A 23,904-nucleotide genomic window follows, 5' to 3' on the forward strand; every position below is an offset into this window, starting at 1 on the left:
GCCGTTTGGTTACCGTCCACGACCCGCGCCAGCGCGAGCTTCCACCGCTGCTGCCCTTGCTGGCGGCTGCGGACCCGGCGCGCGTGGTGGCCTGGCGGGAGGGCGAGGCGATCAGCGCCGGACACTTCCTCGCCGAGGTCCGCGCGGTGGCGGCGTCGCTGCCGCACGCACCGGCGGTGGTGAACCTGTGCGAGGACCGCTACGCCTTCCTGGTCGCGTTCTGCGCGGTGGCGTTGCGCGGCCAGGCCAACCTGCTGCCGTCCTCGCGTGCGCCGCAGGCGGTGGACGAGGTGATGAAGGCTCACCCCGGGTGCCACGCGCTGGGCGATCAGCGGCTCGACCCGGCGCCGCCCGGTTATCAGCAACTGCCGTCGTTCGACGCGCCGCGACCGGCGTACGTCGAGGCGCCCTGGCCGACCTTGCCGGCCGACCGGGTGGTGGCGATCGGCTACACCTCCGGCTCCACCGGCACGCCGATGCCGAACCCGAAGACCTGGGGCAGTTTCCACGCCAGCAACGCGGGCAACCTGGCGCGGCTGCACGCCATTGTCGGCGAGCGCTTCGAGCTGGTCGCCACGGTGCAGCCGCAGCACATGTACGGCATGGAGATGTCGGTGCTGTTGCCGCTGCTGGGCAATGTCGGCGTGCACACCGGCCGCCCGTTCTTTCCCGCCGACGTGGCCGCCGCGTTGGCCGCGGTGCCGGCACCGCGGGTGCTGGTGACCACGCCGGTGCATCTGCGCGCGCTGATCGATTCGGGCATCGAGCTGCCGGCGGTCGCGGCGATGGTATCGGCCACCGCGCCGTTGCCGGTCGGGCTGGCGCGCGCCGCCGAGCAGCGCTTCGCCGCGCCGCTGCTGGAAGTGTTCGGCTCCACCGAAACCTGCGTGTTCGCCAGCCGCCGCCCCACCGTGGACGAAGACTGGCTGCTGTACGACGACGTGACCTTGCACCCGCAACCCGATGGCACCGCGGTCGAGGCGCCGCAGCTCGGCGCGCCGGTCAGCCTGGCCGACCTGGTCAGCCTGTCGCGCGACGGCCGCCGTTTCCGCCTGTGCGGACGGCATGCCGACATGCTGGAGATCGCCGGCAAGCGCGCCTCGCTGGCCGACCTCACCCGCCGCCTGCTGGCGATTCCCGGCGTGCGCGACGGCGTGGTGTTCCAGCACGGTGACGGCGACGCGCTCGGCGTGCACCGCATCGCCGCGCTGGTGGTGGCGCCGGAGCTGGACGAGCACGCCATCCTCGACGCGCTGCGTCGCGCGATCGATCCGCTGTTCCTGCCACGCCCGCTGAAGCGGGTGGCCGCCTTGCCGCGCAACGAAACCGGCAAGCTGCCGCGCGCGGCACTGCTGGCGCTGCTGCAACCGCCAGGCTGACGCCCGGGCGGCGGATCGCTGCCGCTACAATGGGCGACTGCGCCGGGTGGCGAGCGGGAGTGCGGCAATGAAGGTTCTGGTCATCGGCAGCGGCGGACGCGAGCACGCGCTGGCGTGGAAGCTCGGGCAGTCCGTGCAGGTCGACGAGGTGATCGTGGCCCCCGGCAACGCCGGTACCGCGCGCGAACCGGGCGTGCGCAACGCCGAGGTCGCGATGAACGACCTCGATGGCCTGCTGCAGTTGGCGAAACGCGAGAAGGTCGGGCTGACCGTGGTCGGCCCCGAGGTGCCGCTGGTGGCCGGCGTGGTCGACAAGTTCCGCGCCGCCGGCCTGCGCATCTTCGGGCCGCGCGCGATCGCCGCGCAGCTGGAAGGTTCCAAGGCGTTCGCGAAGGATTTCCTGCAGCGGCACAACATCCCCACCGCGCACTACGCGGTGTTCACCGAACTCAATCCCGCGCTGGCCTACGTACGCCGGCAGGGCGCGCCGATCGTGATCAAGGCCGACGGCCTCGCTGCCGGCAAGGGCGTGGTGGTGGCGCTGACCCTGGCCGATGCGGAACTGGCGCTGCACGACATGCTCGGCGCGCACGCGTTCGGCGACGCCTCGGCGCGGGTGGTGATCGAGGAATTCCTCGACGGCGAGGAGGCCAGCTACATCGTGATGAGCGACGGCAGCCACGCGTTGCCGATGGCCTCCAGCCAGGACCACAAGCGCCGCGACGAGGGCGACCTCGGTCCGAACACCGGCGGCATGGGCGCGTACTCGCCGGCGCCGGTGGTCACGCCGGAGGTCGAGCAGCGCATCCTGAAGGAAGTGATCGAGCCGACCCTGCGCGGCATGGCGGCCGAGGGCGCGCCGTTCATCGGCTTCCTCTACGCCGGCCTGATGATCGACAAGTCCGGCGCGCCGAAGGTGATCGAGTTCAACGTGCGCTTCGGCGACCCGGAAACCCAACCGATCTTGTTGCGGCTGAAGTCCGATCTGGTCGAGCTGATCGACGCCGCGCTGGACGGCCATCTGGCGCAGACCCGCGCGCGCTGGGACAGCCGCCCCTCCATTGGCGTGGTGATGGCCGCCGCCGGTTACCCCGGACGCGTGCGCACGGGCGATTCGATCGCGGGCCTGGACGACATCGACGATGGCGACGTGAAGGTGTTCCACGGCGGCACCGCCCGCGACGCGCAGGGTCGCGTGGTGACGTCGGGCGGGCGCGTGCTCTGCGTGTGTGCGCTGGGCAGCGATCTTGCCGCGGCGCGCGAGCGCGCCTATGCGGCGGTCGGCAGGCTGCGCTGGGAGGGTGCGTTTCACCGCCGCGACATCGCCCATCGCGCCTTGCATCGACGCTGAAAGCGCTGCAGCGCCGGCATGCAGCGTACGCGCGCGCACGGCGGGCGGGCGGGGATTGACTTTTCCGCGCCCGCTTTTTTGCGATATGCTTGCAGGCTCCCCCGCGTAGAGTCGTGGCGCCACCAGGCCCGCGCGACCACGTGTCGATTTCACGCATAAAGAGGTTTCTGGCATGCGCAAGACGGTTTTGTCGCTGGTATCGGTTGCTGCGCTGGCCCTCGCCGGCTGCCAAGGTTCGTCGTCGGATCAGGCCGCAAACGGCGGTCCCGCCAACGCCGAAAGTGCGGCCAAGGTATCGATCCCCAGCGAAGTCAGCGGCACGATCTCCCTGCGCGCAGGTACGCCGCAGCCTTCGGACAAGGCAACGCTGGTGCTTAACCTGGTCGATGTCTCCTCCACCGCGGTCGGCTCCGCGCCGCTGGCCACCAAGACCTCGCCGGCCGGCAGCTTTCCGCAGCCGTTCAAGCTCACCTTCAACCCCGCCGACGTCAAGCCGAACGACCTGTACGTGGTGCAGGCGATCCTGACCGACGGCGAGCGCCAGTACGTGATGCCGATCCAGGCGCCGGTGCTGGCCAAGGGCAGCCAGAACGACGCGGTGTCGATCCAGCTGGTCGCCGAGCAGACCCCCGGGGAAAAATTGCTGGCCGCATTCGACGACGTGCAGAAGCAGCTCGGTGCGATGAAGGTCAACCACGGCACCAAGCTGGAGAAGGACGCCTCGCGCGGCTGGCAGCTGTTCCGCCAGGACGGCCAGATCCAGTTCATCCGCGAGCTGGTCGAGTACACCAAGGACGGCTTCACCAGCACCGACTATGCCTACAAGGACGGCAAGCCGTGGGCGATCGTGCAGCAGCACATGGCCAGCCGCGACGGCAAGCCCTCCTCGATCGACCGTGCCGGCTGGAGCGATGACGGCACGCTGGTGCTGAAGCAGCACCAGGTCGGCAGCGACGTGCAGCCGCTGGACCCGGCCGAGGCGGCGAAGCTCAAGCAGGAGGCGATGACCATCCTCGGCCTCGCCACCAACGGCAAGAACAAGTAAGTCGCTGCAGAGTCTCCCGCGTCGAGCGGGAAGCTCGCAAAGAAAAAGCCGCCCGCATCAGCGGGCGGCTTTTTTCATGGACGTGACCCGGGCCGGCCGAGTCGCGGCCTGGCCGGATCAGAGGTCGATCCGCACGCCCATGTTGACGCTGTTGTACTTCTGGCTGTTGTCGCCGAAGCGGCCGCTGTAGCCGATCCAGCTTTGCACGCTGGGGGTCAGCCGGGCGGACAGCCCCAGCGTGGCGGCGCCCCAGCTCTGGTCGGGGCTGAAGCCGGTCAGCGCGAAGCTGCCGTTCATGCTGTTGAGGCCGGCGCGGACCTCACGTGCATCGGCCTTGCTGTCGTGGTTCCAGCCCAGTTCGGCATACGGCGACATCACCAGGTTGTTGACCTGCCACTGGCCGCGCAGGCGCCAGCCCAGGGTGGATATCAGCGAGTCGCGCTGCTGGCGGCCGAACCACATCGCGCTGCTGTCGTTGCCGCTCTCGCTGTAGCCGCTGATCTTCACGGTCTCCCAGTCGACGGTGGCGAACGGGCCGGTCTGCAAGTCGTTGCCCAGCTCGAACCACCAGCCGCCGGTGACGCCGCCGCCAAGGTGCGAGCCGTCGGTCTTGCCGGTCTCGGTGCGCTGCATCGCGCCGATGTTCATGCGGCGCTCGATGTCCTTGAAGTTGGACTGGCCGAAGTTGACGTAGCCGCCCACGTAGCCGCCACCGTTGTGGTAGCCGACGTAGCCCAGGCCGCTGACGTCCTGCAGCTTGTAGCCGCCGCCGCCGGAGAAGTCGGCGTTGTGCTGGCCGACGCCGAGCGCCACGCCGGCAGTGACGTGCTCGCCGGCGAAATAGTTCGCGCCCAGGGTGAAGTTGAGGTTGTCGCTGTTGGTGCGCGGCGAGTTGTTGCTGGCGTCGAAGCGTTGCCGGGCGTAGTCGATGTTGACGAAGGTGCGCACGTCGCCGTCCTTGCCGGTGGTCAGCATCTGGTCGCGCATCACGCGGTTCTGCACGGCGCTGGCCGCCAGCGGCGCTTCGCCGAGCAGCGAGATCTGCTCCGGCGCGTGGATCACCGACAGCACGTACTGGCCCAGCATGGCGTGGGCGGCGGTGGTCGGGTGCACGCCGTCGGCGAACAGGTAGGTCTGGTCGGCGCCGGCCGCGTAGCTGTACGGCAGGCCCGAGCCCTGCGGGCCGCACTGCACCGAACTGGAACCGGCGCCGCAGGCCGGCGCGGTGACGTTGCTGAAACCGTAGGCGCCCGGGTTGGCGATCACTTCGTTGAGCAGCGCGTAGGTGTTCGCCGGGATGATGTTCAGGCCGTTGTTGCTGAGTTGCGCCAGGCCGCTGTTGAGCACGCCGTTGTAGAGCACGGCGAGCTGGCTGGCGCCGGCCTGTGCGGTGGCGCCGCCGAGCGCGGCCTGCGGGGTCTTGCCGAGATCGGGCAGGTTGTAGACCAGCACGTATTTCGCGCCGGCCGCCTGCAGGCCGGCGAGCACGCCAAGCTCGGTCTGCGCCGCATTGACCGCGCCGGCGGAGATCGCGTTCGGATCGCTCAGCGTACCGCTCAGGTAGAAGATGTCGTTGGCGCCGCCCCAGACCTGGTACAGCGCACGCGAGTCGGCCTTGCCGCCGTTCGCGCCGAGGTACATCTGCAGCTGCTGGGTGATGGTCGGTACCGCGGCGACGTTGTTGACGAAGCCCGCGCCGCCCCAGGCGTAGTCGGTGCCGCCGGCCGCCGACGGCGCCAGCGTGAAGCCCAGGCCCGTCGCCACGTTCTCCGCCGCGGTGGTGCCCGGGTTGGTGGTGAAGCGCAGCGGCGGCTGGATCGTCGGTGCGCTGGCCAGCGAGATGTTGCCGTTGTCGCTCAGGCTGTCGCCGAAGACGATGACGTTGCTGAAATCGGCGGCTGCGGCGGCCGTGCTGAACAGCATGGCGGTTGCGATGGCGCCGGCCAGATGGCGGGTGCGAAGCATGGAAGTACTCCTCGGCCGGGATGGCCTTGTTCGTTGCGGGTTACGGTACGGTATTCCATACGGAACCGCATGCTGCAGCGCATCGCCGCCGCAGGCGGATGGTGGTCGGCGCTTCAGCGCTTGCCGGCGCGCGCGAACGCGTCGGCGAAAGCGTTGCTGGCGGGCGCGGCCGCGGGCTTGGGTGCGCCGCCCCCCGGACGCGGGCCGCGGCCGTCGCGCGAGCCGCCACGGGCATCGCTGCCGGCGCCCGGACGGCTGCCGCGCGCCTGCCCCGGTTCGTCGTCCAGGCGCATGCTGAGGCCGATGCGCTGGCGCGGAAGGTCCACCTCCATCACCTTGACCTTGACGATGTCGCCGGCCTTCACCGCGTCGCGCGGGTCCTTCACGAAGCTGTGCGACAGCGCCGAGACATGCACCAGGCCGTCCTGGTGCACGCCGATGTCGACGAAGGCACCGAATGCGGCGACGTTGGTGACGCGGCCTTCCAGGATCATGCCGGGCTTCAGATCCTTCACGTCCTCGACGCCTTCGGCAAAGCGCGGCGCCACGAACTCCGGGCGCGGGTCGCGGCCGGGCTTTTCCAGCTCTTTCAGGATGTCGCGCACGGTCGGCACGCCGAACTTTTCATCGGTGAATTGCTCGGGCTTGAGCCCGCGCAGGAAGCCGGCGTCGCCGATGATGTTGCGCACCTCGCGGCCGCACTGGGCGATGATCCGCTCGACCACCGGGTAGGCTTCCGGATGCACCGCGCTGGCGTCCAGCGGGTTGTCGCCGTCGGGCACGCGCAGGAAACCGGCGCACTGCTCGAAGGCCTTGTCGCCGAGCCGCGGCACCTTCAGCAGCGCCTTGCGGTTCGGGAACGGGCCGTTCGCATCGCGGTGCTTCACCACATTCTCGGCCACCGAAGCGGACAGCCCGGCCACGCGCGCGAGCAGCGCGGCCGAGGCGGTGTTCACGTCCACGCCGACGGCGTTGACGCAGTCCTCCACCTTGGCGTCCAGCGCGCGCGCCAGCTTGATCTGGTTCACGTCGTGCTGGTACTGGCCCACGCCGATCGCCTTCGGCTCGATCTTCACCAGTTCGGCCAGCGGGTCCTGCAGCCGTCGCGCGATCGAGACGGCGCCGCGCAGGCTCACGTCCAGTCCGGGGAACTCCTTCGCGGCGAGTTCGGAGGCCGAATACACCGAGGCGCCGGCCTCGCTCACCACGATCTTCGACAGCTTCGCGTCGGCCAGCTTCCTGATCAGCTCGCCGGCCAGCTTGTCGGTCTCGCGCGAGCCGGTGCCGTTGCCGATCGCGATCAGGTCGACGTTGTGCTGCTTGCACAGCTTCGCCAGCGAAACCAGCGATTCGTTCCACTGCCGCCGCGGCTCCAGCGGGTAGATCGTGTCGGTGGCCAGCAGCTTGCCGGTGGCGTCGACCACCGCCACCTTGCAGCCGGTGCGGATGCCGGGATCGAGCCCCATCACGGTCTTCGCGCCGGCCGGTGCGGCCAGCATCAGGTCCTTCAGGTTGTCGCCGAACACGCGGATCGCCTCGTCCTCGGCGCCTTCGCGCACGCGGCCGAACAGGTCCAGCGTGAGGTGCAGGTGCAGCTTCACGCGCCAGGTCAGGCGCACGGTCTCGCGCAGCCAGGCGTCGGCGGCACGGCTGCGGTCGTGGATGTTCGCGTGCGCCGCGACGCGGCCCTCGCCCTCGGCGTGGCCCTGTTCGCTGTCGGCGGCGGGCGCCAGTTCCAGTTCGATCACGCCCTCGTTGCGCGCGCGCATCAGCGCCAGCAGGCGGTGCGAGGGGATCTTGCCGATCGGCTCGACGTGGTCGAAGTAGTCGCGGAACTTGGCGCCTTCGTTCTCCTTGCCCGCGACCACCTTGGCGCGAATCTGCCCTTGCGACCACAGCCAGTCGCGCAGCTCGCCGACCAGGTGCGCGTCCTCGGCGATCGCTTCCATCAGGATGGCGCGCGCGCCGTCGAGTGCGGCGCGCACGTCGGCCACGCCCTTGTCCGCATCGACGAACGCTTCGGCGAAGGCTTCCGGCGATCGCGTGGGATCCTCGCGCAGGCCAGCTGCCAGCGGTTCCAGCCCGGCCTCGCGGGCGATCTGCGCCTTGGTGCGGCGCTTGGGCTTGTACGGCAGGTACAGATCCTCCAGCCGCGCCTTGGTGTCGGCGGCGAGGATGTCCGCCTTCAAGGCGTCGTCGAGCTTGCCCTGTTCCTCGACGCTGGCGAGGATCGCCGCGCGGCGTTCTTCCAGTTCCCGCAGGTAGCGCAGGCGTTCTTCCAGCAGGCGCAGCTGGGTGTCGTCGAGGCCGCCGGTGACTTCCTTGCGGTAGCGCGCGATGAACGGCACGGTGGCGCCGCCGTCGAGCAGGTCCACCGCCGCGCGCACCTGTTCGGTCTTCGCGGCGATGTCGTGGGCAATGCGTTGTTCGATGCTGGGCATGGGTGGAGCGTTCCTGGCGGCGGCGCGGTGCCGCCGAATGAAAAGGTCAAGCCGTTGATGATAACAAGCGCCCGGGAATCGTCGGCGCGCCAATGAAAACGGCGCCGCGGACGAACCGCGGCGCCGTGCGTGGAGCAAGGCCGATCAGGCGCTGAAGGAGTTGCTCTTGCCGGTTGCAGTGGCATCCGGCTTGAACTCGCTGGCGCGGCCGTTGAGCACCAGAGTGCTGCAGAGCATGTCGTGCAGAGCCTGCTTGCGGCGCGTCCAGCCGGCCATCATGAAGCCGATGAAGAGGATGATCGTGCTGAGGAACTTGGCCAGGTAGCGGCCCAGTGCCCGCCAGAAGCTGATCCGCCGGCCTTCGAGGTCGGTGACGCGGATGCCCAGTGCCAGCTTGCCCAGCGTGGCCTGCCACGGCGAGCTTTCGCACACGGCGAAATACAGCCAGGTCAGCACGGCGGTGAGCAGGATCGCCGTGCCCATCGTCGCGTAGTACTGGCCGTAGGCGGCGAGCATCACGTGCGGATCGCCGGGCGCCGCCATCATCGCCTGCTTCATCGTTTCCTGCGCGGCACCGTCGCCCATCGAGCGCATGATCACCAGGTTGTTGGGGATATACAGCACGATCGCGTCGAGGATGTAGGCCGCCAACCGCTTCCAGAAGCCGGCGTAATCCTCCAGCACCGCGGCGGTGGTCTGCGGCAGCGCCTGCAGCGGGGTGGCCGGTGCCGCGTAGGGGTTGTCGGCAGGCGGAGTGGCGGCCGGTACCGCGTCGCGGAACAGTACCGACAGCGGCTGCCAGTCGGCGAGGCCTTCGTACCAGGCGAGATCGTCGGGGCTGACCTTGCCGCTGCGCAACCACTCGCGCACGTCACTTTCCTTGTATGGCCCATGCCGTTCGCCGTCGCGGCCGATCCAGATTTCCATTGCGCACTCCCCGGGGCTGTGTGGAGTGCGCATGATGCCATGAGTGCGCGCGCCGGCGCTGTGCCGGGAGCAGGGGGCGATTCTCAGGCTGCGTCGCGGCGCTTCAGGTGGACCAGCAGCAGCGAGATCGCCGCGGGAGTGACGCCGCTGACGCGCGCGGCCTGGCCCAGCGTCGCCGGCAGCGAGCGCTTGAGCTTGAGCAGCACTTCCGCCGACAGCCCGCGCACCTTGTCATAGTCGAAGTCGGCCGGGATCGCGGTGTGTTCGTGCCGGCGCTGGCGCTCGATCTCTTCGCGCTGGCGTTCGAGATAGCCGGCGTACTTCACCTGCACCTCGACCTGCGCCGCCACGTCCTGGCGCGCCACCGGCGGGCCGAACCCGGGCACGCCGGCGAGGCTGGCGTAGTCAAGTTCGGGCCGGCGCAGCAGGTCGACCGCGCTGGTTTCGCGGCTGAGCGCGATGCCGAGCTGGCGCTCGAGCGCCGCACCCAGTGCATTGGCCGGCGCGGCGCACAGGCCGCCGAGGCGCTGCAGTTCCCGCTCGACCGCCTCGCGCCTGGCGCGCAGCGCCTCGACGCGTGCCGACGGCACCACGCCCAGCGCGAAACCCTGCTCGGTCAGGCGCAGGTCGGCGTTGTCCTCGCGCAGGTGCAAGCGGTATTCGGCGCGCGAGGTGAACATGCGGTACGGCTCGATGGTGCCGTTGCTGGTGAGGTCGTCGATCAGCACGCCGATGTATGCCTCGTCGCGGCGCGGATACCACGGTGCCTTGCCCTGCACGGCCAGCGCGGCGTTGAGCCCGGCGAGCAGGCCTTGCGCGGCGGCTTCCTCGTAGCCGGTGGTGCCGTTGATCTGGCCGGCGAAGTACAGGCCGGGGATCGCCTTCGTTTCGAGCCAGGGGTGAAGTCCGCGCGGATCGAAGTAGTCGTACTCGATGGCGTAGCCGGGGCGGGTGATGTGGGCGTGCTCGAAGCCGGGGATCGAGTGCACCAGCGCCAGTTGCACGTCGTACGGCAGCGAGGTGGAGATGCCGTTCGGATAGATCTCGAACGTGTCCAGTCCTTCCGGTTCGATGAAGATCTGGTGCGACGGCTTCTCGGCGAAGCGCACCACCTTGTCCTCGATCGACGGACAGTAGCGCGGGCCGACGCCCTCGATCTGGCCGGTGTAAAGCGGCGAGCGGTCCAGCGCGCCGCGGATGATGTCGTGGGTGCGCTCGCTGGTGTGGGTGATCCAGCAGCTGACCTGGTGCGGATGCTCGGCGCGGTTGCCGAGATAGGAGAACACCGGCGCGGGATCGTCGCCGTGCTGTTCTTCCAGCCCGCTGAAGTCGATGCTGCGGCTGTCGATGCGGGGCGGCGTGCCGGTCTTCAGCCGGTCGGCGGCGACCGGCAGCTCGCGCAGCCTTTGCGCCAGCGTGCTGGCCGGCGGATCGCCGGCGCGCCCGCCGGCGTACTGCGCCTGGCCGATGTGGATCTTGCCGGCGAGGAACGTGCCGGCGGTAAGCACCACCGTGCGCGCGTCGAAGGCGAGTCCCATCTGGGTGACCACGCCGCGGACGCGGCCGTTCTCGATGATCAGGTCGTCCACCGCCTGCTGGAACAGTTCGAGGTTCGGCTGGGTTTCCACCATGCGCCGGATCGCCGCCTTGTACAGCGCACGGTCGGCCTGGCAGCGGGTGGCGCGCACGGCCGGGCCCTTCGAGGCGTTCAGCGTGCGCCACTGGATGCCGGCAAGGTCGGCGGCGTGGGCCATGGCACCGCCCAGCGCGTCGATCTCCTTCACCAGGTGGCCCTTGCCGATGCCACCGATGGCGGGGTTGCAGCTCATCTGGCCGATCGTCTCGATGCTGTGGCTGAGCAGCAGGGTGCGCGCGCCGGTGCGCGCGGCGGCCAGCGCGGCCTCGGTGCCGGCGTGGCCGCCGCCGATCACGATGACGTCGTAGCAGGTGGGGTGACGCATGCTGTTGCCCGGAGCGCGCAAAAGTGACAAAAGTGGGCGTCATGGTAACGCGATACGTCTGCCGTCGAAGATTGCCTGAAAGTGGCATGGATCGTGCTTCATCCGGCTTGCACTTTCATGGGCAGACGCTGCGCGAGGATCGCGCGCCGAGGTCGAGCGGACAGGGGTTCGATCGCGTACCGTGAGAGGAAGCAAGACGGCACCTTCGGGTGCCGTCGTCTTTTGTGGCGCCGGTGGATGCGCGATGCGACGCCAGGCCCGGAAACACGAAGCCCCGCGGCATGCGCGGGGCTTCGTGTCATGTAGATCTGGCGCCAGGCGGTCTCAGGAACAGGGGGAATCCAGGATGACCGTATTGCCGGGCGCCAGAAAGCGATGGGAATTCGAAGGTGAAACGTGAGGTTGATCTTCGCCGGAAACGCGTGAACGAAGGGTGACTGAAAGGGGACTTTATGCCGGCTCGCGGCAACAGCTGACGCGGGACGTCAGTGTCGCGGCAGACGCGGCAGGTTGGCTGTGACGGGAATCACACATTGGCACGGGTGATGCTTGTTCATCACTACCCACCCATTGACCCATTCAGGAATTCGCCATGGACATGAACTTCGATTTCCAGCCCGTCTATCCGCATCACGACCTGCTGGTCGAGATCGGCGAGGTGGAGATGGCGATGGACCACCTGAGCGAGTTCGACAACGACGTGCGCGACGACATGCAGCCGGACCTGGAATCGCGCATGCAGAGCCTGCTCGAGGCGCTGGACCACCTGGCCGTCTGAAATGCCGGCTGCCGCCGCGCGGCGTCGATGCCGTGCGCGCCAGGCAGCCGAAGCGATCGGCCGCTGCCCGCATGCGTCGCGCGGATTTCAGTGGTTCAGCACGTTGCCGATGATTTCGCCCAGGTTGCGTGACAGGCCGGCGCTGCCGGCCAGCTCCGCAATCGCCGTCCGCGCCAGCGCACGGCGCCCCGGTTCCAGCCGCTGCCATCCGTTGAACGCCGTGGCCAGGCGCGCTGCCACCTGCGGGTTGAGCGCGTCCAGCGTACCCAGCCGCTCGGTCAGGAACCGATAGCCGGCGCCGTCGGCGCGATGGAATCCGCTGGGGTTGCCGCGCACGAACGAGCCCAGCAGCGACTGCACCCGGTTCGGGTTGTGCAGGGTGAACGCCGGGTCCTTTTCCAGTCGCATCACGCGCGGCAGCGCCGCGTTGCCGGGCAACTGCGCCTGCACCGCAAACCACTTGTCCAGCGCCAGTGCATTGCCGGCATGGCGCTCGCGATAGTCCGCCAGCGCCTGTTCGCCCGCAGCGGACTGGCCGCGCACCAGCACCGCGAGCGCGGCGAGGCGGTCGGTCATGCCCGGCGCGTCGTGGTACTGCGCCGCGGCCAATGGCTGCGCGCGTTCGCTGGCGCAGGCCTCCAGCAACTCCAGCAGGCGGCGGCTGAGTCGACGGCTGGCCTGGCTGGCGGCATCCAGCGCGGTCGAGCGGCGTGCGGCCAGCGTGCGATAGCGCTGCTCCAGCGCGTCGGCGCCGAGCCGTTCGGCCAGCCTGCGTTGCAAGGCCTGGCGCAGCTGGTGGATGCGCTCGGGATCGACCGCGCCTTCGCGTTCGGCCAGTTCGATCTCGCCCGGCGGGGTGAGCAGGTCGGCCAGCAGGGCATCGTCCATGTTGCCGTCGGCGAACAGGCGGGCCAGCGCATCGCCCCAGGCCTGCAACGAGGTGTCGGTGCCGCCGTCGCGCAGGTTCTCGTAGGCGCGTGCGGCCAGCAGCTGGCCCGCTTCCCAGCGGTTGAAACCATCCGGGTCGTGCGCCAGCAGCAGCGCCAGTTCGGCCGGCGTGTAGTCGCATTCCAGGATCACCGGGGCCGAAAAGCCGCGCAGCAGGGATGGCACCGGCGGCGCGTCCACGCCGGTGAACACCAGTGCCTGCTCGGCCTGTTCCAGCACCACCACGCGTTCATTGCCGGCGTCGTTCGCCTCGCCGGCCAGTTGCAGCGGCAGCATGCGGCCGTCGCTCGCGAACAGGGCCAGCTTCACCGGAATCGGCAGCGGCGCGCGGGCCGACTGGCCGGCGACGGCCGCCGCGTGCTGGCCGAGGGTCAACGTGTACTCGCGGCGTGCGGCGTCGTGCTGGCCGTGCGCGCGCAGCCGCGGCGTGCCGCTCTGGCCGTACCAGGCCAGGTACGCCATCAGATCGACGCCGTTGGCTTCGCCCAGCGCGCCGAGGAAATCCTCCAGCGTGGCGGCGCGACCGTCGTTGCGTTCGAAATACAGGTCCATGCCGCGGCGGAAACCATCCGCGCCGAGCCGCCCGGCCAGCATGCGCACCAGCTCGGCGCCTTTCTCGTACACCGTGGCCGTGTAGAAATTGTTGATCTCGCTGTACTGCGCCGGGCGCACCGGATGGGCCAGCGGGCCGGCGTCCTCGGGGAACTGCGCGCGGCGCAGCAGGGCGACGTCCTCGATGCGCTTGAGCGGCGCGGAATTCATGTCGGCCGAAAAGCTCTGCTCGCGGAACACCGTGAGGCCTTCCTTCAGGCTGAGCTGGAACCAGTCGCGGCAGGTGACGCGGTTGCCGCTCCAGTTGTGGAAGTACTCGTGCGCGACGACCGCCTCGACGTGGCGGTACTCGTCGTCGGTGGTGGAGTCCGGATCGGCCAGCAGGTATTTCGCATTGAAGATGTTGAGGCCCTTGTTCTCCATCGCGCCCATGTTGAAATCGTGGGTGGCGACGACGTGGAACACGTCGAGGTCGTAGTTGCGCCCGTAGCGCTGCTCGTCCCAGCGCATGGCGCGTTCCAGCGCGTCCAGCGCATAGCCGCAACGGCCGATCGCGTCGGCCTCGGCCCAGATCTTCAGCTGCACGGCGCGGCCGTCGGCGGTGCGATAGTCGCGCCCGATGCTTTCCAGGTGGCCGGCGACCAACGCGAACAGGTAGCTCGGTTTCGGGTGCGGATCGACGAATCGCGCCCAGTGCCGGCCGTCCTCCAGCTCGCCGGCGCCGGCCGGATTGCCGCCGGCCAGCAGCACCGGGAAACGGGTGCGGTCGGCACGCAGGGTCACGGTGTAGGTCGACAGCACGTCGGGGCGGTCGGGGAAGAAGGTGATGTGGCGAAAGCCCTCGGCCTCGCACTGCGTGAGCAGGAAGCCGCTCTCGCGCGGGCCGGACAGGTACAGGCCCTCCAGTGCGGTGTTGGCGGCCGGGTGCACGCGGACGCGGGTTTCCAGCACGCTGCCGTCGTGCGCGCCGTCGATCTCCAGCACGCTGCCGTCGTAGCGGTACGCCTCGGTATCCAGCTGGCGACCATCGAGCGCGATCGACACCAGTTGCAGGTTCTCGCCATCCAGCCGCAGCGGCAAGGGTTGCGCCGGATCGCGGCGCAGGTGCAGGCGTGCGGCGATTTCGCTGGCGTCGATGCCGAGCTCGACCTCCAGTTCGATCGACTCGACGCGCCAGGCGGGCGGCTGGTAATCGCGCAGCCGGATCACCGGACCGGCTTGCTGGGGAAGTGCGTGCATGAGCGGAACAACGTGGGTGGGGGATGGATCAGGCTAACATGGGCAAGTTCAACCGCAGGAGAATCCGGTGACTGCTTCCGGCTCGACCCGCTACGGCGTGGAGCGTTCCTGGCTGGGCACGCAGCCCGTCATGGCGTTGCACGATCACGCGGGAAACCGCCACGTGCGCGTGGCCTTGCATGGCGCCGCCCTGCTCGGTTTCGAGGTGCCTTTCGGCGACGGCCTGCACGACCTGGCCGACGGCTACCACGATGCCGACGAGGTGCAGCGCCGCCCGGGCTCGCGCTTCGCGATCATGGTGCCCTTCGCCGGTCGCGTTGCCGATGCGCGCTACCGCTTCGACGGCGTGGCGCAGGATCTCGATCCCGGCGTGACCGGCAGCGAACGGGCCAGCCGTCACGGCTTCGTGCGCGATGCGTTGTTCGAGATCGAGAAACTGGCCGCCACCGATACCGCCGCCAGCGTGCGGTTGACCACCGCGGCGATTCGTCCGCGCCCGGGCTACCCGCACGCGATCGACCTGGCGGTCGAGTTCACCCTGGATGATGCCGGGCTCGGCCTGGACGCGTGCATGAAGAACGTCGGCGACACTCTCGCCCCGTGCTTCTTCGGCTGGCATCCGTACTTCCGGCTGCCTGGCGGTGGCCTGGTCGACGACTGGCCGCTGCAGATTCCCGCGCAGACGCTGATCCGCACCGGCGCCGACCTGATCGCACTGCCCGGCGCCGCCGCCTACGTCGCGCTCGACGATGCGCCGGCGCTGGATTTCCGCGAGCCACGGCAGATCGGCGACAGCATCCTCGACCAGGGCTACACCGACCTCGAAGCCGATGCCGACGGCCGCATCCGCACCCGCCTGGGCGATCCGTCGCACGGCTTCGCGCTCGCGCTGTGGCAGGAGCGCGGCGTGATGCACGCGTTCACCGCCGACACGGTGGCGCGCGACGTGCGCCGCGCGGTCGCGCTGGAGCCCATGGAATGCATGGCCGATGCGTTCAACCGGCCCGAGTGCTCCGACGCGATCGCGCTGGCGCCCGGCGCCACGCGCCATTTCCGTTGCGGCATCGAGGTCGTCGGCGCATGAGCCATTCCATCGAAGAGCTTCCCGAGCTGGCGCAGGTTCGCGCCGCGGCCACGCGCATCGCGCCGCATGCGCGAGTGACGCCGGTGATGTGCAGCCCGGCGCTGGATGCGCTGAGCGGCGCCAGACTCTATTTCAAGTGCGAGCACCTGCAGCGCGGCGGTGCGTTCAAGTTCCGCGGTGCCTGCAACGCGGTGTGGTCGCTGGATGAGGAGCAGGCCGCGCGCGGCGTGGTCACCCATTCCTCCGGCAACCACGGCAACGCGCTGGCGCTGGCCGCGGCCACCCGCGGCATCGCCGCCCACGTGGTGGTACCCGAGGGCGCGGTGCGCGCCAAGCTCGCGGCGATCGAACGCGCCGGTGCCACCCTGCACCGCTGCGCGCCGACCCAGGCGGCGCGCGAGGCGATGTGCGAGGAGGTGCGCCGCGCCACGGGTGCGGAGCTGGTGCATCCCTATGCCGACAGCCGGGTCATCGCCGGACAGGGGACGGTCGCGCTGGAGCTGTTGCAGCAGATTCCCGAACTGGATGCGTTGATCACCCCGGTCGGCGGCGGCGGGCTGGCCGGCGGCATGGCGATCGCCGCGCACGGCATCGACCCGGCACTGGCGCTGTTCGGCGCCGAGCCGCTCGGCGCCGACGACGCGGCGCAGTCGATGGCGCACGGCGAGCGCGTCACCACGGTGGTGCCGGACACGGTCTGCGACGGCCTGCGCGCGCTGGTCGGCGAACGCAACCTCGACGCGTTGCGCGCACACCATGTCGAGATCATCACCGTCAGCGACGCCGAGACGATCGCGGCGATGCAACTGCTGTGGTCTGAACTGAAGCAGGTGGTGGAAGTCTCCAGCGCCACCGTGCTGGCGGCGATCCTGCAGCAACCGGCGCGCTTCGCCGGTCGCCGCGTCGGCGTGGTCATCACCGGCGGCAACGTCGACCTGCAGGCCTTGCCGTGGAGCTGGAAGTGAGTGGAGAGGAGCGAGAAGTGAGAGAGAGCGGCAGGATCGCCGCGCCCTGCTGTTCTCTCACTTCTTACTCCTCTTCACTCACTCCTGAGCCTTGCGCCCCAGCCCGCTGACCGCGAGCAGGCCCAGCAGCACGAACGCGATGCCGGTGGCTTCCAGTGACGACGGCTGCTCGTGCAACAGCCACCAGGCCAGCAGCACGCTGAGCACGGGCACGCCGAGGCTGGACACGCTGGCCACCGTAGTCGGCAGCCGCTGCAACACGATCGACCACAGCCACCAGGCCGCCGCCGACGCCAGTACCGCGCTGTAGGCGAGACCGCCGATGAAGGCCCAGTTCCACACCAGCGGTCGCTGCGGCATCACCAGCGCAAGTAACCCCAGCACCACGCCGCCAGCCAGCATCTGCCAGGCAGTGAGGCTGAGCACGTCCGGCGCGTGGCGCTGGAACAGGCGTTTGCTGAGCACGGTGCCGGTGGCCCAGGCGAGTCCACCGAGAATGGCCAGCACGGTGCTCGCGGCGCTGCCCATCGGCCGCCAGGGTTCGATGATGCACAGCAGGCCGATGGCCGCCAGCGCCAGGCCGAGCCAGTGCCGCGGCGTCGGCCGGTCGCCCAGCAGCAGCCACGCCAGCAGCACTGCCCAGAACGGCATGGTGTAGGCGAGCAGGGCCACGTGGCCGGCACCGCCGTCGAGCAGCGCCCACTGCTCCAGGCCCTGGAAAGCGGCGGTCTGGCACAGTCCGATCAGGATCGTCGGGCCCAGCGGCGGCGGCCGCAGCGAGCGTCCCGACAGCAGCAAGGCCACGAACAGCACCCCCGCGCCAAGCAGGTAGCGCAGCGCCGCGAAATCGAACGGGCCGGCCCAGGCCAGCACCTGTTTCATCACGATCCAGCTGTAGGCCCACAGCACGATGGTGACGAGCATGGCCAGCACGGCGCCGCGCTGGGGTGACGGGGAAGGCGGCATCGACATGGGGCCAAAAGAGGGGCGACAAGTGTAATGGCCTCCGTTACGGTTGGCGGATCGACAGCCACATGAAGTCGCCATGAGCAAACGCGCCGAACCCACCCGCTGCCACTGGGCCGCCGCCGACGACGCGCTGATGTGCGCCTACCACGACACCGAATGGGGCGTGCCGCTGCATGACGACCGCGGCCTGTTCGAGTTTCTCTGCCTGGAAGGAGCCCAGGCCGGTCTGTCCTGGCGCACCGTGCTGGCCAAGCGCGCGCATTACCGCAAGCTGTTCCACGATTTCGAGATTCCCCGCGTCGCCGCGATGAGCGACCGCGAACTGGAGAAGGTGCTGCTCGACCCGGGCATCATCCGCAACCGGCTGAAGGTGTACTCGACCCGCGACAACGCGCGCGCCGCGCAGCAGGCGATCGCCGAGTTTGGCAGTCTGGACGGCTATCTGTGGTCCTTCGTCGATGGCCGCACCGTCGTCAACCGCTGGCGCGAACCTGCCGAGGTGCCGGCCAGCACGCCGCTGTCCGACCACATGAGCAAGGCGCTGAAGAGGCGCGGCTTCCGCTTCGTCGGCAGCACCATCTGCTATTCGCTGATGCAGGCCACCGGGATGATCGACGATCACCTGGTGGGCTGCTTCCGGCACTGCGGGGCGCGCTAGCCGCCGCAGAAACTTTCGTTCGGCGCCGAATGCGGGCGCGCACGATGGCGAAATGCGCAGTCGCTCACACAATCGCGTGAAAGAGGGGCCGGCAGCGTTCAGCACGCGAAATGCATGCTGAACAAGTCAGCGGTGCGCGCTTGTGCGTCGCGCGCACACGAACTGAAGATGCGCGAGCAGGTGTCGGCGGCATGCGGATCGACCTTGGCCAGGGGGCGGGGTTCGGGCAGGGAATGCAGCATGTCGTCTCCTCCCGCAGGCATTCCGCCATCGCAGCATTGCCCAGGAGCCACTTCATGAAATCCCGCCATCTCAAATCCACGCTGCTTTGCGCCGCGGTGCTGGGCGCGTTGTCGCTCGCGCCGGCCATGGCGCAAACCGCTCCGCCGCCTGACGCCCCCGTGTCGGCCAGCGCCAACGGCCAGGAGTCGACCCGGCTAAGCACCGAATTCGCTGCATTCGCCGGTTCGGATGCCAATGCGCAGGCACTGGTCGCCGGGTTGCGCGACGGCAGCGCCATCGCGCTCGACGACGTGATCACGAACGCCGATGGCACCACCACCACGACCACCACCACGTTCACGCCGGCCACCGGCCAGATGGGCTACGGCAACGTGAAGATCGCGCTGTCGCTGGCCGAAGCCAGCCTGGCGCAGGCGGGCATCACCGAGCCGACCGCCGCCGAGATCGAGGCCGCGCTGAACGGCGGCACCATGGTGCTGGCCGACGGCACCAGCATTGATCTCGACGGCGTGCTGGCGGCACGCGCCGCCGGCGAAGGCTGGGGCCAGATCGCCAACAGCATGGGCTTCAAGCTGGGTGACGTGATGCGTTCGCCGAAGGCAACCGGCAGCGCTTCGGCCAGCGCGCATGGGCATGTCGACGTTTCGGTGGCCAAGGTCGAGTTCGGCAAGAGCCACATGGGCGACCATCCGACGGCGGCCGATCACCCGGGCAAGCCCGATACCGCCGGCAAGCCGGACATCGCGAACAGGCCCGCTCTGCCGGAACGCCCGCAGCGCCCCGAGCGCCCGCAGATTCCGGATCATCCCACCCACGTCGGCCGCCCGGGCGGCTGAGTCCGCGGTTCGCCTTACGTGCTTCTCCGCGCAGGCCCGGCAGACGCCTGGCCTGCGCAGTTCCCTGTCAGCAAGGATACTTTTCATGCGCAACGCACAACACTGGATGGTCGCCGGCGGACTGCTGCTGATCGGCGCGCCGGCAGCGCACGCCGCCACCGCGGACGGCGGCCAGTTCAGCCTCTCTGCCGGTGCCGACTACAGCAGCGGCAAATACGGCACCGACACCACCACCGACATCTGGTCGGTGCCGCTGACCGCGGCGTACCAAAGCGACCGCTGGACGTTGAAGCTCACCGTGCCGTATATCCACGTCAGTGGTGCGGGCAACGTGATCCCCGGCGTGGGCAAGGTCAACAACGGCAACCCCATTGGCCGCGGCCTCGGCCACATCATCGGCGGTGGCGGCTCCGGCGGTTCCGGTGGCAGTGCGGCGACGTCCAGCGGCTCCGCCTCGGGCCTGGGTGACGTCACCGCGTCGGCCGGCTACCAGTTGTTCACCAGCACCGACCGCACGGCCGGCCTGGATCTCACCGGCAAGGTGAAGTTCGGCACCGCCGACGAGAACAAGGGGCTGGGCACCGGCAAGAATGACTACGGCCTGTCGCTGGACGCCTACAAGGTCAGCGGCGCGTGGACCGCGTTCGGCGGCGTGGGCTGGACCAAATACGGCAGCTCGCAGTACATCCAGCTGCAGAACGGCTTCAACGCGAACATCGGTGCCGACTACAAGGTCGGTGCCAGCGACAACGTCGGCGCCTACTACTACTACCGCGAGCGGATCGCCGACACCGGCGCCGCGCAGAGCGAGCTCGCCGGCTATTGGAACCACAAGTTCAATCCGAACCTGCGCCTGCAGGCCTATGCGCTGGCCGGCTTCACCGACGGCAGTCCGGATTACGGCGTGGGCGCATCGGTCAAGTACAGCTTCTGATCGAAGCGGCGCCGCGCGCGAGCGTGCGCGGCGCCGGCTGCGCGAGGTTCAGTCCGGCAGCGCCAGCACGCAGTCGTCCGCGCCGTAGCTGCGGCAGCACACGGCGAAGATCGACAGCTCGCGACGGTCCAGCACCGGCGCCAGCAGGCCCTCCAGGAAACCGCTGAAGAAGATGCAGCCGGAGTGGCCGGGTTCGCCGCACAGCGGGCTGTGGCGAATGTGCAGCTGGCTGCCGTCCTGTTCCACCTCTACCAGCGCGCGCAGTGCCGGCACGCCCCGTTGCGCGATCGCCTGCTCCAGGTCGAGCCGCCCGCCCGCCGTCGGTTCGCGCTGGGCGAGCCATGCACCGGTGCGCCGGCCCGCCAGCGCCAGCGTGGGTTCGCGCGCCGCCTCGGCGACCGCGCGATCCAGCTGCTGCAGCCGCGGCATGATTTGCGGGTACTCGGTGGCCAGTTTCGCCAGCAGCTTGTCGATGGCCTCCTGGTCGGGTTCGAGCGGGACCAGCTCCACGAACGGCGCCTCCGCCACCACGGCGGGCGCAGGCGCCACCGGAGCCGGCGCCGGGGGCGGCAGGATGAATTCGAGATCCGGCTCGGGCGTCGGCCGCGCGGCGACCGCAGGCGGGGGCGCGGGTGCCGCCGTCGGCGTGACCAGCCTGACCGGCGCGACCTCGTCGAAAGCGGGGACAGCCGGCGCCGTCGCAGCCGCGGGCCTGGTCGGCGCCGTCGGCGGGGCCGCCTCCGGTGCCGGTGGCGCCACTGGAAGGACGGGCGGAACGTACGCCGACGGCGCGCGCGAGGCGGCGAAGTGCGCGCGTTCCTCGCCCTCGGTGACCGGTTCCAGTTCGAAACTGATGATGCGCTCGTGGGCATCCAGCGCCGCCGCCAGCGCGCGCTTTTTTCGCGGCGGCCCGCGCACCACCATGGTCAGCAGGATGCCGTGCGGGTCCTGGACCAGTCGCTGCCGCTGCAGGCTGAAACCGCTGGCCAGCACCAGCCGGCCCACTTCCATCAACAGGCCCTCGCGTCGTTCCGACAAGGCCTGGATTTCCAGCTCGATCATCAGGCCCCCCTGTATGCGTTGCTGGTCCACCGAGTTGTGGCCGATACCATGATCGCATCCGGCGCGAAAAAGCGTGCGCTGGTTGTTGAATCCGCGAAGTCAGCGCTGCATCGGCGCCCCCGGGGCATGTTTCATGCTTCGTCTTTCTGACGCCGCGAGCCGCGCAGCTTGTCGATCGAGAAGCTGGCGATCTCCATGCCGCCCACGCGTCGCGGCTGCCCCACCGGCGGGCCCCATGCATGCGCGCTGACCACCTCCCAGGTGGCCGGGATGCGGCCGTCCACGCGCATCGTTTCGTAGGCGGCCAGCATGCGCCGGTAGCGCGACTTGCCGGTCAGTCCGCGCTCGCGCTGGCGGTCGGCATTGGTGGCGCCCAGGCCTTGCAGCTCTTCCAGCAACTTGCGCGGCTCGCTGTAGGTCAGGGTGTAGCGGAACACGTCCAGCACCGGGTCGCGCAGGCCGGCGGCGAGCATCGCGTCGCCCACGTCGTGCATGTCCAGGAAGCGGCTCACGTGGGCGCGCTCATCCGCCGCGGCCCACGCGGCGCGCAGCTCCATCAGGGTGTCGGGGCCGAAGCTGGAGAACGCCATCAGCCCGCCGGGCTTGAGCACGCGCATGCATTCGCCGAACAGCGCGGGCAGGTCGTCGATCCACTGGAAGCAGAGGTTCGAATGCAGCACGTCCACGCTGTGGTCGGCCAGCGGCAGCGCGCATGCCTCGGCGCAGACGCGGTCGAACGGCCGGCGCCAGCTGCTGTGCTGTTTCGCCACGCGCAGCATCGGTAGCGCCAGGTCGAACGCGATCACCTCGGCCTTGGGATAGCGCCGCTTGAGCGCGGCGGTGCCGCGGCCGGTGCCGGCGCCGATGTCGACCACCCGCTGCGGCGTGTCGAGGTAGAACGAGAGCCGCTCCAGCAGGTGCGTCTGCACTTCGCGTTGCAGCGCATCGTGCTTCTCGTAGGTGGTCGCCGCACCGGCGAAATTGCGTCGCAGTTGGCGTCGGTCGAGTTGGAACTCACTCATGGGCAAGGCTCGCGCTGGCCCGGCCACCGTGCCGGGCGAACAAGGGTTGCAGCGCCGCGACCACCGCGGCGGCATGGCTGAAGAACGGCGCGTGGCCGGCCTGGGCGATCTCGTGGCTGTCGCCGCCGCACTGGCTCGCCGACCAGGTCATCGCCTGCGGTGGCACCAGCCGGTCGCGGCGCCCGGCGATCCAGGCGCTGGGTACCGCCAGGTCGGGCAGGGCGGCGCGGCGGTCGCTGTCGTGCAGGATGCGGATGCCCTCCTGCAGCACGCGCGCGTCCGGTTCGCCGCGGGCGAACACCAGCTCGCGCAGATGGCGCAGCTCGCCGCGCGGGTCGGCGCTGCCCATCGCCTCCAGCGCCAGGAAGCGCTCGATGGTGGCGTGGTAATCGGTTTCCAGGTCACTGGCCAGTTGCTGCACCAGCGCCGGATCGCTGCCGTGCGGCCAGCCGGCGTCGCGCACGAATTTCGGTGTGGCGCACAGCATCGCCAGGCCATGCGCCTGATGCGGCAGGTCCAGCGCCGCGGTCAGCGCGATCAGCCCGCCCAGCGACCAGCCGAGCCAGAGCGCCGGCGGCGTGGCGGCGGCGATCGCGGCGGCGCAGGCGTGCGGTTCCAGCGGCAGGCCGCAGTCGCGCGAACGGCCGTGGCCGGGCAGGTCGACCACGTACATCGTGCACTGCGCTTGCAGCGCCTCGACCAGCGGCGCCAGCACGCCGCCGTGCATTGCCCAGCCGTGCAGCAGCACCAGCGGCAGCGGGCCATGGCCGGCTTTCTCGATGAACAGGCTCATGCGCCCGCCTCCTGCGGAAGCGGAAGCAAATCGGCGCCCACGGCGCCGCGTCCGTCGAACACGAAGCAGCCGCCCTGCCAGTGCGCGCCGTCGGTGAGTTCCAGGTATTTCAGGATGCCGCCTTCGAGCTGGTGCACGTGTTCGATGCCCAGTTCCTGCATGTAGATCGCGGCCTTCTCGCAGCGGATGCCGCCGGTGCAGTACGGCACCACGGTCTTGCCGGCGTAGCGTGTGCGGTCGGCGGCGAGCGCGGCGGGGAAGTCGGTGAAGCGGGCGATGCGATAGTCCACTGCCTGCGCAAAAGCGCCGGCGTCGGTCTCGTAGTCGTTGCGGGTGTCGAGCATCACCACCTCGCGGCCGGCGTCGTCGCGACCCTGGTCCAGCCAGCGCTTGAGCGTTGTCGCATCCACGCCGGGCGCGCGGCCCTCGGCGGGGCGCAGCGCGGGCAGGCGCAGGGTGATGATCTCGCGCTTGAGCCGCACGCGCAGGCGGCCGAAGGGCACGGTGTCGGACAACGATTGCTTCGCTTCCAGCGCGGCAAAGCGCGCGTCCTCGCGCAGCCAGGCCATGAAGGCGTCGGTGGCCGCGCGGGTGCCGGCGAGAAACAGGTTGATGCCCTCGTGTGCCAGCAGCACGGTGCCCTTGAGCGCCAGCGTCTCGGCGCGTTCGCGCACGCGCTCGCGCAGCGCGGACAGGTCGTCCAGCGCGACGAAGCGGTAGGCGGCGATATTGACGACGTTCATGGGGGAAAA

The 23,904-nt window shown here is 69.7% G+C and carries 20 protein-coding genes; 9 read left to right on the top strand and 11 right to left on the bottom strand.

The genetic code is table 11. The features are described 5' to 3' along the window. Positions 1-5 precede the first annotated feature (5 nt). From ACVCL9_RS14960 to ACVCL9_RS14970, 3 genes are all read left to right on the top strand, one after another. Entirely contained in the window at positions 6-1,379 is a 1,374-nt protein-coding gene (locus ACVCL9_RS14960; protein WP_447097527.1) for an AMP-binding protein, read from the top strand. Positions 1,380-1,446: 67 nt separating this feature from the next. Continuing rightward, positions 1,447-2,730 carry a phosphoribosylamine--glycine ligase gene (gene purD / locus ACVCL9_RS14965; RefSeq protein ID WP_447097526.1) on the top strand — a complete coding sequence of 428 codons (1,284 nt, stop codon included), beginning with the start codon at positions 1,447-1,449 and terminating at the stop codon, positions 2,728-2,730. Positions 2,731-2,902: 172 nt separating this feature from the next. Beyond that, positions 2,903-3,775: a YbaY family lipoprotein gene (locus ACVCL9_RS14970; RefSeq protein ID WP_447097525.1), complete on the top strand. Its 873-nt coding sequence runs from the start codon at positions 2,903-2,905 to the stop codon at positions 3,773-3,775. Positions 3,776-3,892: 117 nt separating this feature from the next. Here ACVCL9_RS14970 and ACVCL9_RS14975 read toward each other — a convergent pair whose 3' ends face one another. The 4 genes from ACVCL9_RS14975 to mnmG form a co-directional block, all read right to left on the bottom strand. Continuing rightward, positions 3,893-5,740: an autotransporter domain-containing protein gene (locus tag ACVCL9_RS14975; protein ID WP_447097524.1), complete on the bottom strand. Its 1,848-nt coding sequence runs from the start codon at positions 5,738-5,740 to the stop codon at positions 3,893-3,895. A 113-nt stretch (positions 5,741-5,853) separates the two neighbouring features. After that, on the bottom strand, positions 5,854-8,181 hold the full coding sequence (locus ACVCL9_RS14980; RefSeq protein ID WP_447097523.1) for a Tex family protein: 2,328 nt from the start codon (positions 8,179-8,181) through the stop codon (positions 5,854-5,856). 144 nt (positions 8,182-8,325) lie between these two features. Next, positions 8,326-9,108: an RDD family protein gene (locus tag ACVCL9_RS14985; protein ID WP_447097522.1), complete on the bottom strand. Its 783-nt coding sequence runs from the start codon at positions 9,106-9,108 to the stop codon at positions 8,326-8,328. 83 nt (positions 9,109-9,191) lie between these two features. After that, positions 9,192-11,069, bottom strand: a complete 1,878-nt coding sequence (mnmG, locus tag ACVCL9_RS14990; protein WP_447097521.1) for a tRNA uridine-5-carboxymethylaminomethyl(34) synthesis enzyme MnmG — start codon at positions 11,067-11,069, stop codon at positions 9,192-9,194. 592 nt (positions 11,070-11,661) lie between these two features. Between mnmG and ACVCL9_RS14995 the strand changes: the two genes are divergently transcribed. Beyond that, the gene (locus tag ACVCL9_RS14995) at positions 11,662-11,847 is read left to right on the top strand and encodes a hypothetical protein (RefSeq protein WP_395121002.1); all 186 of its coding nucleotides are present in this window, start codon (positions 11,662-11,664) and stop codon (positions 11,845-11,847) included. A gap of 87 nt (positions 11,848-11,934) precedes the next feature. On the opposite strand, the gene pepN is transcribed toward ACVCL9_RS14995, so the two are convergent. Next, positions 11,935-14,586: an aminopeptidase N gene (gene pepN, locus ACVCL9_RS15000; protein WP_447097520.1), complete on the bottom strand. Its 2,652-nt coding sequence runs from the start codon at positions 14,584-14,586 to the stop codon at positions 11,935-11,937. Positions 14,587-14,716: 130 nt separating this feature from the next. Between pepN and ACVCL9_RS15005 the strand changes: the two genes are divergently transcribed. Then, a complete protein-coding gene (locus ACVCL9_RS15005) occupies positions 14,717-15,670 on the top strand; it encodes an aldose epimerase family protein (protein ID WP_447099497.1) in 954 nt (317 codons plus the stop codon). Then, complete coding sequence (locus ACVCL9_RS15010; RefSeq protein ID WP_447097519.1) at positions 15,667-16,635, top strand: pyridoxal-phosphate dependent enzyme; 969 nt, start codon at positions 15,667-15,669, stop codon at positions 16,633-16,635. The genes ACVCL9_RS15005 and ACVCL9_RS15010 overlap by 4 nt, the downstream gene beginning before the upstream one ends. 78 nt (positions 16,636-16,713) lie before the next feature. Here ACVCL9_RS15010 and ACVCL9_RS15015 read toward each other — a convergent pair whose 3' ends face one another. Further along, positions 16,714-17,559 carry a DMT family transporter gene (locus ACVCL9_RS15015; protein ID WP_447097518.1) on the bottom strand — a complete coding sequence of 282 codons (846 nt, stop codon included), beginning with the start codon at positions 17,557-17,559 and terminating at the stop codon, positions 16,714-16,716. A 121-nt stretch (positions 17,560-17,680) separates the two neighbouring features. Between ACVCL9_RS15015 and ACVCL9_RS15020 the strand changes: the two genes are divergently transcribed. Next, positions 17,681-18,262, top strand: coding sequence for a DNA-3-methyladenine glycosylase I (locus tag ACVCL9_RS15020; protein ID WP_447097517.1), 582 nt, complete (start codon positions 17,681-17,683; stop codon positions 18,260-18,262). 98 nt (positions 18,263-18,360) lie between these two features. Here the strand turns inward: ACVCL9_RS15020 and ACVCL9_RS15025 are convergent, their stop codons facing one another. After that, positions 18,361-18,504 carry a hypothetical protein gene (locus ACVCL9_RS15025; RefSeq protein WP_395121008.1) on the bottom strand — a complete coding sequence of 48 codons (144 nt, stop codon included), beginning with the start codon at positions 18,502-18,504 and terminating at the stop codon, positions 18,361-18,363. A 54-nt stretch (positions 18,505-18,558) separates the two neighbouring features. On the opposite strand from ACVCL9_RS15025, the gene ACVCL9_RS15030 reads away from it, so the two are divergent. Continuing rightward, positions 18,559-19,341 carry a hypothetical protein gene (locus ACVCL9_RS15030; protein WP_447097516.1) on the top strand — a complete coding sequence of 261 codons (783 nt, stop codon included), beginning with the start codon at positions 18,559-18,561 and terminating at the stop codon, positions 19,339-19,341. Positions 19,342-19,426: 85 nt separating this feature from the next. Beyond that, entirely contained in the window at positions 19,427-20,275 is an 849-nt protein-coding gene (locus ACVCL9_RS15035; protein WP_447097515.1) for a transporter, read from the top strand. A 48-nt stretch (positions 20,276-20,323) separates the two neighbouring features. Here the strand turns inward: ACVCL9_RS15035 and ACVCL9_RS15040 are convergent, their stop codons facing one another. The 4 genes from ACVCL9_RS15040 to ACVCL9_RS15055 form a co-directional block, all read right to left on the bottom strand. After that, the gene (locus ACVCL9_RS15040; RefSeq protein WP_447097514.1) at positions 20,324-21,337 is read right to left on the bottom strand and encodes a hypothetical protein; all 1,014 of its coding nucleotides are present in this window, start codon (positions 21,335-21,337) and stop codon (positions 20,324-20,326) included. A gap of 131 nt (positions 21,338-21,468) precedes the next feature. Then, positions 21,469-22,359 carry a malonyl-ACP O-methyltransferase BioC gene (bioC, locus tag ACVCL9_RS15045; protein ID WP_447097513.1) on the bottom strand — a complete coding sequence of 297 codons (891 nt, stop codon included), beginning with the start codon at positions 22,357-22,359 and terminating at the stop codon, positions 21,469-21,471. Beyond that, positions 22,352-23,152: a pimeloyl-ACP methyl ester esterase BioH gene (bioH, locus tag ACVCL9_RS15050; protein ID WP_395121013.1), complete on the bottom strand. Its 801-nt coding sequence runs from the start codon at positions 23,150-23,152 to the stop codon at positions 22,352-22,354. Before bioH ends, bioC begins: the two co-directional genes overlap by 8 nt. Beyond that, a complete protein-coding gene (locus tag ACVCL9_RS15055; protein WP_447097512.1) occupies positions 23,149-23,895 on the bottom strand; it encodes a sulfurtransferase in 747 nt (248 codons plus the stop codon). The genes bioH and ACVCL9_RS15055 overlap by 4 nt, the downstream gene beginning before the upstream one ends. Positions 23,896-23,904 lie beyond the last annotated feature (9 nt).

The sequence above is a fragment of the Rhodanobacter sp. UC4438_H5 genome, from assembly GCF_052978405.1.